15 protein-coding genes are annotated in these 14,926 nt (G+C 53.6%); 7 read left to right on the forward strand and 8 right to left on the reverse strand.

What is annotated here, in order from left to right; all coding sequences use genetic code 11:
• Positions 1–45: 45 nt before the first annotated feature.
• Both ABF287_RS00790 and greA read right to left on the reverse strand, forming a co-directional pair.
• On the reverse strand, positions 46–1,056 hold the full coding sequence (locus ABF287_RS00790; protein WP_347183120.1) for a hypothetical protein: 1,011 nt from the start codon (positions 1,054–1,056) through the stop codon (positions 46–48).
• 44 nt (positions 1,057–1,100) lie between these two features.
• Entirely contained in the window at positions 1,101–1,571 is a 471-nt protein-coding gene (gene greA / locus ABF287_RS00795) for a transcription elongation factor GreA (RefSeq protein ID WP_347183121.1), read from the reverse strand.
• Positions 1,572–1,901: 330 nt separating this feature from the next.
• Here greA and ABF287_RS00800 point away from each other — a divergent pair, with 330 nt between their 5' ends.
• The 3 genes from ABF287_RS00800 (at position 1,902) to ABF287_RS00810 (ending at position 6,189) form a co-directional block, all read left to right on the forward strand.
• A complete protein-coding gene (locus ABF287_RS00800; protein WP_347183122.1) occupies positions 1,902–3,554 on the forward strand; it encodes an electron transfer flavoprotein-ubiquinone oxidoreductase in 1,653 nt (550 codons plus the stop codon).
• 117 nt (positions 3,555–3,671) lie between these two features.
• The gene (locus tag ABF287_RS00805) at positions 3,672–5,369 is read left to right on the forward strand and encodes a hypothetical protein (protein WP_347183123.1); all 1,698 of its coding nucleotides are present in this window, start codon (positions 3,672–3,674) and stop codon (positions 5,367–5,369) included.
• On the forward strand, positions 5,362–6,189 hold the full coding sequence (locus ABF287_RS00810) for a 4-(cytidine 5'-diphospho)-2-C-methyl-D-erythritol kinase (RefSeq protein ID WP_347183124.1): 828 nt from the start codon (positions 5,362–5,364) through the stop codon (positions 6,187–6,189). The genes ABF287_RS00805 and ABF287_RS00810 overlap by 8 nt, the downstream gene beginning before the upstream one ends.
• 6 nt (positions 6,190–6,195) lie before the next feature.
• On the opposite strand, the gene ABF287_RS00815 is transcribed toward ABF287_RS00810, so the two are convergent.
• Positions 6,196–7,194 carry a polyprenyl synthetase family protein gene (locus tag ABF287_RS00815; protein WP_347183125.1) on the reverse strand — a complete coding sequence of 333 codons (999 nt, stop codon included), beginning with the start codon at positions 7,192–7,194 and terminating at the stop codon, positions 6,196–6,198.
• 52 nt (positions 7,195–7,246) lie between these two features.
• Here ABF287_RS00815 and ABF287_RS00820 point away from each other — a divergent pair, with 52 nt between their 5' ends.
• From ABF287_RS00820 to ABF287_RS00830, 3 genes are all read left to right on the forward strand, one after another.
• Positions 7,247–7,465: a DUF2007 domain-containing protein gene (locus tag ABF287_RS00820; protein ID WP_347183126.1), complete on the forward strand. Its 219-nt coding sequence runs from the start codon at positions 7,247–7,249 to the stop codon at positions 7,463–7,465.
• Positions 7,462–8,220 (forward strand): methyltransferase domain-containing protein, encoded by a 759-nt coding sequence (locus tag ABF287_RS00825; protein ID WP_347183127.1) that lies wholly within the window; start codon positions 7,462–7,464, stop codon positions 8,218–8,220. Before ABF287_RS00820 ends, ABF287_RS00825 begins: the two co-directional genes overlap by 4 nt.
• A gap of 136 nt (positions 8,221–8,356) precedes the next feature.
• Entirely contained in the window at positions 8,357–8,521 is a 165-nt protein-coding gene (locus ABF287_RS00830; protein ID WP_347183128.1) for a DUF465 domain-containing protein, read from the forward strand.
• A gap of 7 nt (positions 8,522–8,528) precedes the next feature.
• Here ABF287_RS00830 and ABF287_RS00835 read toward each other — a convergent pair whose 3' ends face one another.
• The 5 genes from ABF287_RS00835 to ABF287_RS00855 all read right to left on the reverse strand — a co-directional run bounded on the left by ABF287_RS00835 (position 8,529) and on the right by ABF287_RS00855 (position 13,301).
• Complete coding sequence (locus ABF287_RS00835; RefSeq protein WP_347183129.1) at positions 8,529–9,392, reverse strand: EamA family transporter; 864 nt, start codon at positions 9,390–9,392, stop codon at positions 8,529–8,531.
• Between the two features lie 88 nt (positions 9,393–9,480).
• Positions 9,481–10,203, reverse strand: coding sequence for an acetoacetyl-CoA reductase (gene phbB / locus ABF287_RS00840; protein ID WP_347183130.1), 723 nt, complete (start codon positions 10,201–10,203; stop codon positions 9,481–9,483).
• Positions 10,204–10,281: 78 nt separating this feature from the next.
• Entirely contained in the window at positions 10,282–11,457 is a 1,176-nt protein-coding gene (locus ABF287_RS00845; RefSeq protein ID WP_347183131.1) for an acetyl-CoA C-acetyltransferase, read from the reverse strand.
• A 148-nt stretch (positions 11,458–11,605) separates the two neighbouring features.
• Entirely contained in the window at positions 11,606–12,433 is an 828-nt protein-coding gene (locus ABF287_RS00850) for an EAL domain-containing protein (RefSeq protein WP_347183132.1), read from the reverse strand.
• A gap of 280 nt (positions 12,434–12,713) precedes the next feature.
• Positions 12,714–13,301 carry a TlpA disulfide reductase family protein gene (locus tag ABF287_RS00855; protein WP_347183133.1) on the reverse strand — a complete coding sequence of 196 codons (588 nt, stop codon included), beginning with the start codon at positions 13,299–13,301 and terminating at the stop codon, positions 12,714–12,716.
• Positions 13,302–13,313: 12 nt separating this feature from the next.
• On the opposite strand from ABF287_RS00855, the gene argH reads away from it, so the two are divergent.
• On the forward strand, positions 13,314–14,705 hold the full coding sequence (gene argH / locus ABF287_RS00860) for an argininosuccinate lyase (RefSeq protein WP_347183134.1): 1,392 nt from the start codon (positions 13,314–13,316) through the stop codon (positions 14,703–14,705).
• Positions 14,706–14,926: the final 221 nt, after the last annotated feature.

A 14,926-nucleotide genomic window follows, 5' to 3' on the forward strand; every position in this document is an offset into this window, starting at 1 on the left:
AAGCCGCAAAAGGCCTGTGCCATGTTCGACTATGTCGGGTGGCGGCTAGTCAAATGTGCCAGCCACGCGCCCCAAAAGCATAAAGGCCCGTGCGGTACGCGTGTTTGACAAGGCCACAATGTCTTCATCTGTTGCGAAGGCTTCAAATTCCACAAAGGTTCTGTCGAATTTACGCAAAAAGTGGTGTGCGGCATCTCGGAAGATGTGGTCTTGTTTCAGCCGTTTTGTCGCGAAAGCCAAACTGCCTTGGTCGCGCACGCCGCCAAGCGCTGCAACCGCGCGTCCGCGTTCGCCTTTGGCAAATTGACGCCAGATTTCAGGTTTGGCGCGATCGGGCTTCAGATCGTCCATATAGATGCCGTCTTCGCTGAGAAGGGTCAAAATATCCTGCGCTGCATGGATGAGTTGACCGACTTTACGATCTGTCATGGCGCGGTGTAACGCGCGAAACCCTGCTCTGTCGTCGGCGGTTTCTGGAAAATTCATCGCTTGAATAAAATCATCGATGGGCAGCGGTTGCGCAGCGGTGCCTTCTACGGGCGTGCCAAGAGCAAGTGTGCCTTGCTCTTCTTGCTGCACTGGGGTTGCCGTGCCGGATTTTAGCGGCGCGAGATCTTTGTTGGCCAATTTGGTGTTGAGTGCAGTGAACGCAGCTTGGGTTTTGCGTTGTTCTGCCACAATTTCGTCCAGCCTTTTCCCCAGAACGGCAGAGGTGTCTTTTGATGTTTCAGGTGAGGTGCTCGCCTGCATCGCAGCGAGAGCGTCATGCAACCTTTGGCTATCCGCGCGTTGGCGTTGTGACGTGCGCACAATGATTGCACCGAACCAGATCAAGGCAATTGGCATGACGATTGCCATCGCGATCATCACGGTTTGAAGACCGCTTGGGTCATCGGAAGAGGACGCGTCGCCGGTGGTGAAGAAGAAGGTGCCAGTCATCGCGAGCCAGAGCAGGGACAACACGGCGGCGATGATTTCAGCCGCTGTGAAACGCGCATCGTTCGCTTGATGCGCATGGGCACCAAGCGTGATGGGATTTTTGCCGTCTTGAGCCAAAGTGGCCTCCAAGAAAAACGATGTGAAGGGGCAATCCGGTTGGACTAAATGTATTCGACCTTGAGGATCTCGTAGCTTTTCAAGCCACCAGGAGTGCGCACATCAACGCTGTCGCCTTCCTCTTTGGAAATCAACGCGCGCGCAATTGGCGATTTGATGTTCAAAAGGCCACGTTCAATGTCTGCTTCGTGTTCGCCAACGATTTGGTACGTCTTTTCTTCGTCGGTATCTTCGTCAACGATCGTGACCGTCGCAGAAAACTTCACTGACCCAGACAGCGTCTTTGGGTCAACAATCTGGGACAAAGACAAAATGCCTTCGAGCTCTTTGACGCGGCCTTCAATGAAGCTGTGTTTTTCGCGAGCGGAATGATATTCTGCGTTTTCAGATAGATCGCCGTGCTCCCGCGCTTCTGAAATCGCTTGAATGATTGCAGGGCGTTCAACGGATGTGAGGTTTTTGAGCTCGGCGCTCAGCGCAGCGTGGCCTGCGCGGGTCATTAGGATCTTTTCCATAACACTCATTCGTACGAAAAAGGCGTCACTACATATTATGCAGCGCGCCCGGTTGTTGATTTTGTTGAAACACCAGACCCCGAACGCGTCCGGAATGCAAGAGTAGACACGGTCATGCCGTTAAAGTGGCGGAAAAAAGGCGGCCCAATTGGCGCCAATTTGCCGGAAAATTCGGATTTCCTGCGGCGGCGTGAGTGAAAAATGCCGCTATGCAGCATGTTTTTGCACGGAATAGGGATAGATTGCTGTGAAATAGCCCCGCTGAAATTGACGCTGGCCACAGTTAAAGGGTAGGAATGCGCAACAACTTAGAGATCAGGGAGCAGTTTTATGTCGAATATTGAACGCGAGGCGATGGAATATGACGTCGTCATCGTTGGTTCAGGGCCAGCAGGGCTGTCTGCCGCGATTAGATTGAAGCAGCTCGATGCAGATCTTAACGTTGTGGTTTTGGAAAAAGGTTCCGAAGTCGGCGCGCATATTTTGTCTGGCGCTGTTCTTGATCCTACGGGTCTTGATGCGTTGATCCCTGATTGGAAGGCCAAAGGCGCACCATTGAATACGCCGGTTAAGACCGACAATTTCTACATTTTGGGCGAAGCGGGTAAACTCCGCATTCCGAATTTCCCAATGCCGCCTTTGATGAACAATCACGGCAACTACATTGTCTCTATGGGCAACGTGTGTCGCTGGATGGCTGAACAAGCCGAAGAGCTGGGCGTTGAGATTTTCCCAGGCATGGCCTGTTCCGAACTGATCTACGGTGACAATGGCGAAGTTAAAGGCGTGGTCGCGGGCGTGTTTGGCCTAGAGGCCGACGGCACCATTGGCCCAGACACAGAGCCGGGAATGGAATTGCACGGCAAGTACGTGTTGCTGTCTGAGGGCGTGCGCGGATCACTGTCCAAAGAGGTCATCGCGAAGTACGACCTGTCTGCTGGGCGTGATGTTCAAAAATTCGGCCTCGGCATGAAAGAGATTTGGGAAATTGATCCCGAGAAGCACAAAGAAGGCACCGTGACCCACACGATGGGCTGGCCTTTGAACAGCAAAGCTGGTGGCGGCGCGTTTGTTTACCATGCGGAAAACAATCAGGTGTTCATCGGGTTTGTTGTGCACTTGAACTACAAGAATCCTAACGTGTTCCCATACATGGAATTCCAGCAATTCAAGCATCACCCGATGATCGAAGAGCTGCTGAAAGGCGGCAAGCGCGTGGCATACGGTGCACGTGCGATTTCCGAGGGTGGCTATCAGTCCATGCCGAAAGCCGCCTTCCCAGGTGGGGCATTGCTTGGCTGTTCTGTTGGCTTGGTCAACGTGCCGCGCATCAAAGGCAATCACAATGCGATGCTGTCTGGTAAAGCCGCGGCGGAAGCAGCCTTTGCGGCAATTTCGGATGGCCGTTCAGGCGATACGCTTGAGGCTTATGAAACAGAATTGCGCACAGGCGTGGTTGCAGCTGACCTCAAGAAAGTGCGCAATGTTAAGCCGCTTTGGTCCAAGCTTGGCCTGTTTCCATCGCTCGCTTTGGGTGGGTTCGATATGTGGTGCAACACCATTTTGGGCACGTCTTTGTTCGGCACTGTCAAACATGGCAAAACGGATGCAGAAAGCTTGGGCAAAGCCGCTGACTTTCCAAAGATTGATTATCCAAAGCCGGACGGGGTGTTGTCCTTTGATCGCTTGACCAACGTGTCTTTCGCCGCGACCAATCACGAAGAAAGCCAGCCGAGCCACCTGCATTTGGCGGATCCATCTGTCGCGATCTCCAAAGATTATGAAGTGTTTGGTGGCCCATCGGCGCGGTATTGCCCAGCAGGGGTTTACGAGTACCTGACGGAAGAAGGCCAAGAGCCTAAGTTCGTTGTGAACTTCCAAAACTGTGTGCATTGCAAGACCTGCGACATCAAAGAGCCAAGCCAAAACATCACTTGGACGGTGCCTCAGGGTGGTGACGGGCCCAATTACCCTAACATGTAAGCGCTATGTCGCTAACGTGATATATTTGAACAGTTTAGGGGGCCTTTGCGGGCCCCCAATCCATTGCAGCCCCTGAAACTGCGCGCTAGGCTTAGCGCAGCACATAGGGAGATGCGTGTGAAACAGATTGCAAAATTAAAGCTTGGCGCTCTTGGTTTGTCGGTGGGCTTGATGCTTTCTTCGACCACGACCTGCTTTGCAGATGCTGGGTCATATCTGGCGGCGCGACAGGCCATTATTGGCCGCGATTATCAAGAACAGGCGCTTTATGTGACCAAAGCGCTGGCTTCGGATCCGCGCAGCGCCGTTTTGCTTGAGACCTTGATCGCTGCCAAAATCTCTTTGGGCGATTTTGACGATCTGTATGGCTACGCGACGATTTTGAAGGATATTGAGCCGCAAAATCAGATTGCGGCGATGGTTCTGTTCACCAAATACACAAAGGACAGCAATTGGGACAGTTTGCTGGCCGCACTTGATGCGGGCGAGGGGGTGTCGTCTATCGTTGATGGGCTGACCCGCGCGTGGTGCCATGTAGGCAAAGGCGAGATGCGCGAAGCTCTTGAATTGTTTGATGAGTTTTCAACGCTCTCTGAAGGTTTCGAACTGTTCGGCCCTTTCAATAAGGCTTTGGCGATGGCGATGGCGGGCGACTACGAAGGTGGGTTGGCTCTGTTGGAAACGCCTGGCCTGCCGCAAACGGGCGGGTCCATTTATGCCCAAGCGCTGATGCTCAGCCAACTTGAACGCAACGACGAAGCACGGGCTTTGGTGGCAGATGCTTTTGGGCCGACCACGGATCTTCGCATTGTGAGTTTGCTCGACCAACTAGACGCTGGCGAACGCGTGCCTTTTGATATGGTCACCACCGCTCAAGAAGGCATTGCTGAGGTTTTCAATTCCGTTGCGGATGTTGTGAGCGGGGGGCTGGATGATGGCTATACGCTTTTGTTCGCGCGCGCCGCACAGACACTGAACCCAACACGCGCGCATTATGCGCTAAAGGTCGCGGACCTTTTGGATCGGATGGACCACAATGATCTGGCCGCACAAGCCTATGGCACGATCGACCCAAGCGCACCGGCATATTATATGGGTGAACTTGGTCGCGCGGAGGCTTTGCGCAGAGATGGCAAAGTCGATGCTGAGTTAGAAGTTCTGCGCAACTTGGCCAAATCCCACAGTGCATACCCTGAAGCGTTTAAGGCGATGGGCGATGCGATGCGGCGTGATGAGCAGTATGATGGCGCGATTGAGGCCTATTCCACCGCTTTGTCCAAAATGGCCGATGCGTCCCGCGCCCAGTGGTCCATATTGTTTGCACGCGGCATCGCATATGAGCGCAGCGATCAATGGGAAAAGGCCGAGGCCGACTTTAGAGCTGCGCTTGTGTTTGAGCCTGGCCAGCCACAAGTGTTGAATTACATGGGCTATTCGTTTCTAGAAATGAATACAAATCTGGATGAAGCGATGGATATGATCCGCGCCGCTGTCGTCGCACGTCCAAATGACGGGTACATCACAGACAGTCTGGCTTGGGGCTTGTACCGCTTGGGTGACTATGAAAGCGCTGTTGCGCCGATGGAAAAGGCTGTTTCCTTGCTGCCTGTCGATACCATCTTGAACGATCATTTGGGCGACGTGTATTGGGCGGTTGGTCGTGAGCGAGAAGCACGTTTCCAGTGGAACCGCGCTTTGTCCTTTGGTCCGGATGAAAAAGATGCAGAGCGCATTCGTCGAAAGCTGCAGATCGGATTGGATCGCGTTTTGATCGAGGAAGGACTAGAGCCAACCCGCGAGCACCTTGATGATTAAGGTCTTCGCACCCGCCAAAATCAATCTCACGCTTCATGTGACTGGGATGCGCAGCGACGGGTATCATATTCTCGATAGCTTGGTCGTCTTTGTTGATGTTGGCGATCAAATCGCCGCCGAAATCGCGGATGAAACACATCTATCTGTGACAGGCCCCTTCGCAAAAGGGGTGCCCACGGATGACACCAACCTTGTCGTTAAAGCTGCAAAAACGCTGGATTTTCCAATGGCGTTGACGCTTGATAAGCGCTTGCCACCCTCGTCGGGTATCGGCGGTGGATCTGCGGATGCGGCAGCCACGCTTCGTGCAGGTTTGCGCTTGGGCGCACCGCACGCAGGTGACGATCAGGTGCTCACCCTTGGGGCTGATGTGCCTGTGTGCCTTGCGTCAAAGTCGACGCGGATGCGCGGTGTTGGCGATGTTTTGCAACCGCTTAAACTGCCCGCGCTGCATCTGGTTTTGATCAATCCGCGCGTCGAAGTGTCAACGCCCGATGTGTTTCGGCGTCTCGAAAGCAAAGACAATGCGCCGATGCCAGATGACTTGCCGCGTTGGCCAGACAGTCTTGCCTTCACGGATTGGCTGGGCACGCAGCGTAACGATTTGCAAAAGCCAGCAGCGGCGCTTGCCCCAGAAATCGCAGCAGTCCTGAACGCTTTGGAGCAATCCACTGGCGCGGTCATGGCGCGTATGTCGGGGTCAGGTGCGACCTGCTTTGCGATCTATGCAGACCGGTCGACGGCAGAAACAGCCGCCGCGCAGTTGTCGCAAAGCAATCCATGGTGGTGGGTGAAAGCGGCCAGTACGCTGCCCGCTTAGGGGCAATCAGCGCAATCGTGCAACCACGTAGTCGGCGATATCGGTGAGCATTTCGACGATGTCGCTTTGTGGCAACGCCACCAGTGCAGACTTGGCTTTTTCGGCCCATTCCAGCGCTTCTGAACGCGTTTCTTGCAGGGTATTGTGCTTGTTTAACAGCGCGATAGCCTGCTCCAAATCACCATCATCCTGCTTGCCTCTTTCGATGGTTTTCACCCAAAAGGCGCGCTCTTCATCATCGGCTTTGGCCACAGCCTTGATCACCGGCAAAGTCAATTTACGCTCACGGAAATCGTCGCCAACGTTTTTGCCGGTCTCACCCGTGCCTTCGTAGTCCAGCAGATCATCGACAATCTGAAACGACACACCCAAGGCATCGCCGTAGTCAAACAGCGCTTGCGTGACGTCTGCATCTGCCTCGGCGATGACGCCTCCGACCTCGGTTGCTGCCGAAAACAATGCAGCCGTTTTGCCGCGGACCACTTGCAAGTAAGTGTCTTCTGTCGTGGCCAAATCCTGCGCCGCAGTCAGCTGCAATACTTCGCCCTCGGCGATGGTCGCAGATGCGCCAGACAAGATGTGCATCACCCGCATCGAATTACACTCGGTCATCAATTGGAAGGACCGCGCAAAAAGATAGTCGCCAACAAGAACCGATGATTTATTGTCCCACAATAGGTTTGCAGTCGGGCGGCCGCGGCGTTGCGCGCTCTCATCCACCACATCATCATGCAGCAATGTGGCGGTGTGAATGAACTCAACCGTGGCAGCTAGGTGAATGTGATAGGGGCCAGTGTAGCCACAGGCTTTCGCCGCCGCGAGCGTCAACATTGGGCGCAAACGTTTGCCGCCCGCTTCCACCAGATGTGCCGTCACTTCTGGGATGCGCGGTGCGTGTTTGGAAGCCATGCGGTTGCGAATTAGGGTGTTTACCTCTGCCAATTCTGGCGCGAGCGCCGCTGCCAATTTCTCATGTGGTTTAACAGTTGCGTTATCAAGGCTCATCTGGCGGCGTCCTTCACTCGACAAACCATGCGGTCTGACGTTAAATCGAATTATGAAACAGCTCCTTCGTACAACTGATCCGATGAAAATCATCTACGCCAAAGCACTGCTCTCTGGTGAGGATATAAACTGCTTTGAAATGGACGTCCATATGAGCGTGCTCGAAGGATCCCTTGGCATATTGCCGCGCCGATTAATGGTGCTCGATGACGATCTTGCGCAAGCACGCCGCATTTTGACAGACAACGATTTCGAGTTGGAACCTGAGTGACTGATCAGCCGGAAACCCGTGATGCGTTTTTGATGGGACGGGTGCAGCTTTGCCAGCCAGTGCGCGGGTATCGTGCTGGGGTTGACCCCGTACTATTAGCCGCGGCCACGCCTGGTGAAGAGGGCCAATCTGTACTTGAACTTGGCTGTGGCGCGGGTGCTGCCTCGCTGTGTTTGAATGCACGCGTGGCAGGTATGGAATTTGTCGGTGTCGAGCTGCAACCCTATTATGCGGATCTCGCGCGGCGCAATGCGTCGGAAAACGGCGTGAATATGACCGTGGTGGAAGCGGATATTCGCAAGATGCCACTTGAAGTGCGCGACCGTCGATTTGACCATGTTATCGCCAATCCCCCATATTATCTGAAAGACAAATCCACGGCACCCGATGATCGGGGGCGCGTCGTGGCCGTCAGCGGGGAAACCCCGTTGGACACATGGGTGGATGTCGCATCACGACGTCTTGGCCCGCGCGGGTATTTTACGATGATCCAAAAGGCGGACCGTCTTCTCGATATTCTATCGGCGCTCGAGGGGCGGCTGGGGTCGGTTCGCGTGCGCCCGATCCAAGCACGGTCCGGCCGTGCGGCACGGCTTGTCATCGTGCAAGCGCGCAAACTTGGGCGCGCTGATTTCGTGTTGGAAGCCCCCTTGCGCATGCACGACGGCCCACGCCACGAACGTGATGGCGATAGTTACAGTGAAAAAGCGATGTCCATCCTGCGTCATTCGCGCGCTTTGGAGTGGGGGGATTAACGCATCGGCAAGACTTTGCGTGCAAATGTCTGTTCACGGATAAGTTCGTAACAGATGCGTGACACGACTCGAAAAATGTGGTGCACTTGTTAGGTGACTTACACAGTTAGTCCGTCAACAAATAAGAGGATATGCAATGACATTGAGTTCCCACATCCACGAGTTGAAGAAAAAGCACCAAACCTTGACCGAAGCCGTCGAAAAAGCCCAACGTTCCCCAAGTACTGACGATTTGAAAATCGCAGATCTTAAAAAACAAAAACTCCGTCTGAAAGAAGAGATCACACGCCTATCAGCGTAGAGTTTTGTTATTCGGTTTGGCGGCTCGCAAATGCTGCCAAGCCGGCGCCCAATGTGATCAAAACAGCTGATGCGATCAGCGCAGGTTTTGGATCCGCAATACCAACCCCCACCAACACAATTGTCGACAAAAGCGGTGCCGCATAGGACGCCGTTCCAAGCAGCTGGATGTTTCCACGCTTGACCCCAATGTCCCACACATAAAACGCAGCACCTACCGGCCCTAGACCAAGGCCCAAAATTGAAATCCAACCAATCGGCGCAGTGGGCCAAGCGGTCGTTTCCAAAAATACATGGGCAATTGCTGACAATATGGCGGTCGCGATGCAAAACACCATAACCGAAGCCGTCGGAATGGCACCCAAACGGCGTGACAAAACCGAGTAGCCTGACCATGTGAACGCACAGGCCAAAGCCAAGCCGTATCCCCACGCATTTCCAGCGTCGAAATTTGCACCTGCGGCGACGATCAAACTTGCGCCAAAGAACGATGTTATCGCGCCAACAATATGAAGGCTACGCAACCGTTCCCCCGGCAAAAGCCCCGAAAAAAGTACGATCAAAAGCGGCCAAAGATAGGCAATCAACCCTGCTTCTGCAGGGGGTGCCGCGCGCAACGCTGAAAAATAGAGGAAGTGATAGCCAAATAGCCCAAGCGTTCCAAAGCCGTACACCGAAAGTGGCACGCGTTTGAGATCGCCCCAGCTTTTTGTGTAGGTGATCCAAATCATGCCGATTGCGCCCCCAATTGAAAAGCACAGGGCGTTCAATTGTAATGGCGGCACGGGGAAGGTTCCGACGGTGAAGAGTGCCAAAAGTGCCCAAAGCACGATGGCGACAAAACCGACAAGTGTTGCGGAGCGTTGTGTCATACTGTGACATAACCTGTTCGAGGCAGCGTGCTCAATGAAAAAGGGCCGCCCAAGGGCGACCCATGTTTTTGCAATGCCAAACTTTAAGTTAGACGAAGAATTGCGCGCCGTTGGCTGAAATCGTGGACCCGTTCATGAAGCCCGAGTCGTCGCTTGCCAAGAAGGCAACGCAGCGTGCGATTTCTTCTGGTTCACCAAGGCGGCCAGCTGGAATGCCTGCGATGATTTTATTGCGAACTTCTTCAGGAATGGCCATGACCATTTCTGTTGCAATGTAACCAGGGCAGATTGCATTTGCCGTAATACCAGCGCGAGCGCCTTCTTGCGCCAGTGATTTCACGATGCCCAAGTCGCCCGCTTTTGTCGCCGCATAGTTGACCTGTGCAAATTGACCTTTTTGACCGTTGATGGATGAAATCACGATCACGCGCCCGAATTTGCGTTCGCGCATGCCTGGCCAAACGGGGTGAACTGTGTTGAACACGCCGGACAGGTTGGTGTCGACCACTTGGTTCCACTGTTCTGGTGTCATTTTGTGAAACGGTGCGTCGCGTGTAATGCCCGCATTGGCGACAACAATGTCGACTGGTCCAAGTTCGGCTTCAACTTCGGCGATGCCCGCTTTGGAGGCGTCGTAATCCGCAACATTCCATTTGAATGTCTTGATGCCTGTTTCGGCTGTGAATTTCGCAGCGGCTTCTTCATTGCCCGCAAAGTTTGCAGCAACTTCGCAGCCCGCAGCTTTTAGTGTCTTTGAAATAGCCGCGCCAATTCCGCGCGTGCCTCCTGTTACAAGTGCAACTCTACCCATTGTGCCCTCCTCTGGCGAATAATTTAGTGAAATGTGTGGGTAGAAGGTGCGCAGATCACATGCGCACCTTCTCCGTTTTTAATCGCGCTCAACGCATAGGGCCACGCCCATGCCACCGCCGATGCAAAGTGTCGCAAGACCTTTTTTGGCGTCGCGGCGCTGCATTTCAAACAACAAGGTATTCAAAATACGTGCACCGGATGCGCCGATCGGGTGACCAATAGCGATAGCGCCGCCATTGACGTTCACAATTTCAGGGTTCCAGCCCATGTCTTTGTTGACGGCACAAGCTTGCGCAGCGAAGGCTTCGTTGGCTTCCACCAAGTCCAGATCTTCAGCTTTCCAACCTGCTTTTTCGAGCGCCTTTTTTGAGGCGTGAATAGGACCAACGCCCATGATGGAGGGGTCCAAGCCAGCCGTGGCGTAAGACGCAATGCGGCCCAGTGGCTTGATGCCGCGTTTGGCAGCGTTGTCGGCTGACATGAGCAAGACACCAGCAGCGCCGTCGTTCAAACCGGATGCGTTGCCAGCTGTTACGCTGCCTTCGCGATCAAATGCAGCGCGAAGTTTTTGCATGCTTTCGAGTGTTGCGCCGTGACGGATGTATTCGTCAGCGTCGACAACCGTTTCACTGCGGCGCGTTTTGACGGTGAAGGGGATGATTTCATCCGCAAATTTTCCGGCCAGTTGTGCAGCTTCAGCTTTGTTTTGTGAGGCAAGGGCCAAGGCGTCCTGCATTTCGCGAGAAATTTCCCACTGCTTTGCGACGTTTTCGGCTGTGATGCCCATGTGGTAGTCGTTGAAAGCGTCCCACAAACCGTCTTTGATCATGGAGTCGATGAACTTCATGTCGCCCATTTTGTGACCTGCGCGCAAATTGGCAACGTGAGGCGACATGGACATGTTTTCTTGACCGCCTGCACATACGATGTCGGCGTCGCCGAGCATGATGTGTTGAGCCGCCAGCGCGACGGTGCGCAGACCAGACCCACAGACTTGGTTGATGCCCCAAGCAGAAGATTCTTGTGGAAGACCTGCAAGAATGTGTGCTTGGCGTGCGGGGTTTTGGCCCTGACCAGCAGTCAAAACTTGACCAAGGATCGTCTCAGAGACGTCACTTTTTTCGATTCCGGCGCGCTCTACCAACGCTTCGAGAACGGCGGCACCTAGGACATGTGCGGGTGTATTCGCAAATGAGCCGGCGAAACTGCCGACGGCTGTGCGAGCGGCAGAGGCGATTACGACATTTGTCATGATAGTGCTATCTCTCCTAAAAAATTAGCGGGAGATTGCCAAGCGGGCTTGGTTTTTGCAACAAAGTTGCGTTCTCCCTGCGGAAAGCTTATGCTGCACGTGCACTACAATCAATGGTCAGGATGTCCCACTTGCCATAAAACTTGCATTAACTTGCAATTTTTTGACCCTTATTGGACTTCCATTCAGGGTCAATGCGCGCGGCGCCAAAATAGTAACCCTGTAGGCAATCGATTCCTATAGAAGCAAGGTAGTCCGCATCCTCTTTGGATTCAACAAATTCTGCCACTGTGTACATGTCAAATTGTTGCGCAATTGAGACGAGTGCTTGTGTCAGCACTTGGTTGTCTGGGTTGCGCGTGATTCCTTGGATGAATGACCCATCAATTTTGACAATGTCGAAGGTAAAGTCCTTGAAGTATCGGAACGCAATGTAGCCGGAGCCAAAGTCGTCGAGCGCAAAGGAGATACCCTTGGCCTGCATTTCGGTCATGAAGACGCTCACCAAGTCGGGCATGAGCATGGTTGAGCTTTCCGTAATTTCTAGAATCAAGCGTTCAGCGATGGTCTTGTCGATGGCAAGCCCGCGCATGAGGTTTTCTTTCCACTTCGGGTAGCCAATGGAGCGGGCTGACAAGTTGATTGAGAGTCGAATGTCGGGATTTTCTAGGAGTGTTTTGACGCCGAGTTCAATAGAAAGGCTGTCGAGTTCTCGACCGACTTCGGACGTTTCAGCAACGTTGATGAATTCGCGCGCGGGGATGATGCGGCCGGTTTTGTCGAGGACGCGCAGCAGACCTTCGTGGAAGGCGGCTTTGTTCTGGCGTCGCGTCTGAACCACAGGTTGGTAAGCCAATAAAACCTGTTTGTTTTTAATGGCGTCGCGGACCATTTGCATCGTGTCGCGGTTGCGTTCAGTGACTGCGGCAGAAAGCGGATCACTGTATGCACCCTGTGCCGAACCTGAGTTGTTCATCCCTATCTCCTTTGAGCGTGCGCATCACGGCTTTCTCGTAGCATCGCTCAAAGTAGATAATGATTGGTAAACTGTTGCACTTTGCCGTGTACAATCTTTTCGCGTTAGGTTTTGTGCAATGCTTTGAAAATAAACACATTTTATACGTCGCAAACTTGGCGGTCTGCCACTGCGTTGAATTTAACACATTTTTAGTTTGTCTTGATGAAGCCTGCTCTGGATGTCCTCGCAGTTTCACACGCACAGGTTCAGAATTGTGCCCCGATTACTCGGCAGCGCGCTATTCTGAGGTGGCGGTCGCAGCAGGGTTTTGCGCGACCAACGTGTTGAGCAGATCCACGGCCTCGGGGGCTGCCCAAGCGGCGTCGCCTTTGAGGCGGGCAACTTCTTGCCCTTCAGGGGAAATCAGCACGGTGATTGGTAAGAACAAAACGTCCATGTCGCGAGAAAACGCGCCCTTGGGGTCTAGCAACACTGGCAGATGGTCCAAGGCGTTTTCCGCATAGAACTTTTTGATTGCGGGCAGTGGGTTGTGACCTGAGGCGACGGTCAGCACTTTGAGGCCTTTGTCCGAAAACTGTTCAGACAGAGTGTTCAAATCGGGCATTTCTTTGCGGCAAGGGACGCACCATGTGGCCCAAAAGTTCAGCAATACATATTCGCCAGAAAAGTCGGACAATTGGAACGTTGTGCCGTCGGGCGCGCTGAAGGGAATCTGCGATACTTCTTTAGGTTCGGCATGAATCACCAGTTTGCGCATGGAGCCTTCGCGCATGTCAGCAACATCGGCGATATCCAAGCTATGCGCAGTATTTGCAGTAAGGCTCAGGGCCGTGTAGAGGAGGGCAACTTTTAGCTTTTTCAACATTCGGGTGTGTCCATGACCGACAAAAAATCCAACGCGATGTGGGGCGGGCGGTTCGCCGCTGGTCCAGATGCAATCATGGAAGCGATCAACGCTTCAATCGGCTACGATAAACGACTTGCCTTCCAAGACATCACTGGGTCGCGCGCTCATGCTGCGATGCTTGCAGCTCAAGGTATCATCACTGATACCGATGCCGAGACCATTCGGGAAGGCCTTCTCACGGTTTTGTCAGAAATCGAGAGCGGAAAATTCGAGTTTTCGACAGCACTTGAAGACATCCACATGAATGTTGAAGCACGTCTCAAAGAGATCGTGGGCGAGCCTGCTGGCCGGTTGCACACCGCGCGGTCGCGCAACGACCAAGTTGCCACGGATTTCAAACTGTGGACGCGTGATCAAATGGATGCGGCAATCGAAGGCTTGGAAGCCTTGATCAAAGCCTTGCTTGACCAAGCCGAGGCGGGCGCTGATTGGGTGATGCCAGGGTTTACGCATTTGCAAACCGCGCAGCCTGTCACTTGGGGTCACCACATGATGGCCTATGTTGAAATGTTGGGCCGCGATGTGTCGCGCTTCAAAGACGCACGGGCGCGGATGAATGAAAACCCGCTTGGCTCAGCCGCGTTGGCGGGCACTGGTTTTCCAATCGATCGTCACATGACGGCCGAGGCGCTGGGATTTGATCGCCCGACTGCCAACTCGCTTGATGCAGTGGCTGATCGCGACTTCGCGCTTGAGTTCTTGTCCTGTGCGTCAATCACCGCGATGCACCTGTCGCGCTTTGCTGAAGAATTGGTGATCTGGTCCTCGGCTCAGTTCCGTTTCGTGACGCTGTCTGATCGCTTTTCGACCGGTTCATCTATTATGCCGCAAAAGAAGAACCCTGACGCCGCAGAGCTGATTCGTGCCAAAGTTGGTCGTATCATGGGCGCTATGGTTGCCTTGTTTACGGTGATGAAGGGTCTGCCTTTGGCTTATTCCAAGGACATGCAAGAAGACAAAGAACAGGTCTTTGATGCGGCTGACAACCTGATGTTGGCGCTCGCTGCGATGACGGGGATGGTGTCTGACATGACCGCGAATGTGGACAGCTTGCGTTCTGCTGCTGCGTCTGGATTTTCCACAGCCACAGATCTGGCGGACTGGTTGGTGCGTGAGGCTGGATTGCCTTTCCGCGATGCGCACCACGTAACCGGTGCTCTTGTTGCGCTGGCTGAATCCAAAGGCTGCGATCTGCCGGATTTGAGCTTGGATGAGATGAAATCCGCTCATACAGCCATCACTGATGGGGTCTACACTGTTTTGACGGTTGAAAACTCGGTTGCTTCTCGGACAAGCTATGGCGGTACAGCGCCTGCACAAGTGCGTGCGCAAATTGCTCGTTGGAGAGAGGTTCTTGGATGACACGTATTTTGACAGCTTTGATGTTTTGCGGCCTTGTTGCGTCTTGTGGAGCAGATGGTGAGCCGACAAAACCGACCGTCAGTGCAAATTCGACAGTGTCAATAAATTCTAAAAGCGGCCTTGGGACATCCACCGCCATTGGGATTCATTTCGGCAACTGATCTGTTGCATGTCACATTGAAAAAGGGCGTCCAAATATGGGCGCCCTTTTTGTATTTGGG

This window comes from Pacificibacter sp. (genome assembly GCF_039769035.1).
In the GTDB taxonomy this organism is placed as follows: Bacteria; Pseudomonadota; Alphaproteobacteria; order Rhodobacterales; family Rhodobacteraceae; genus Celeribacter.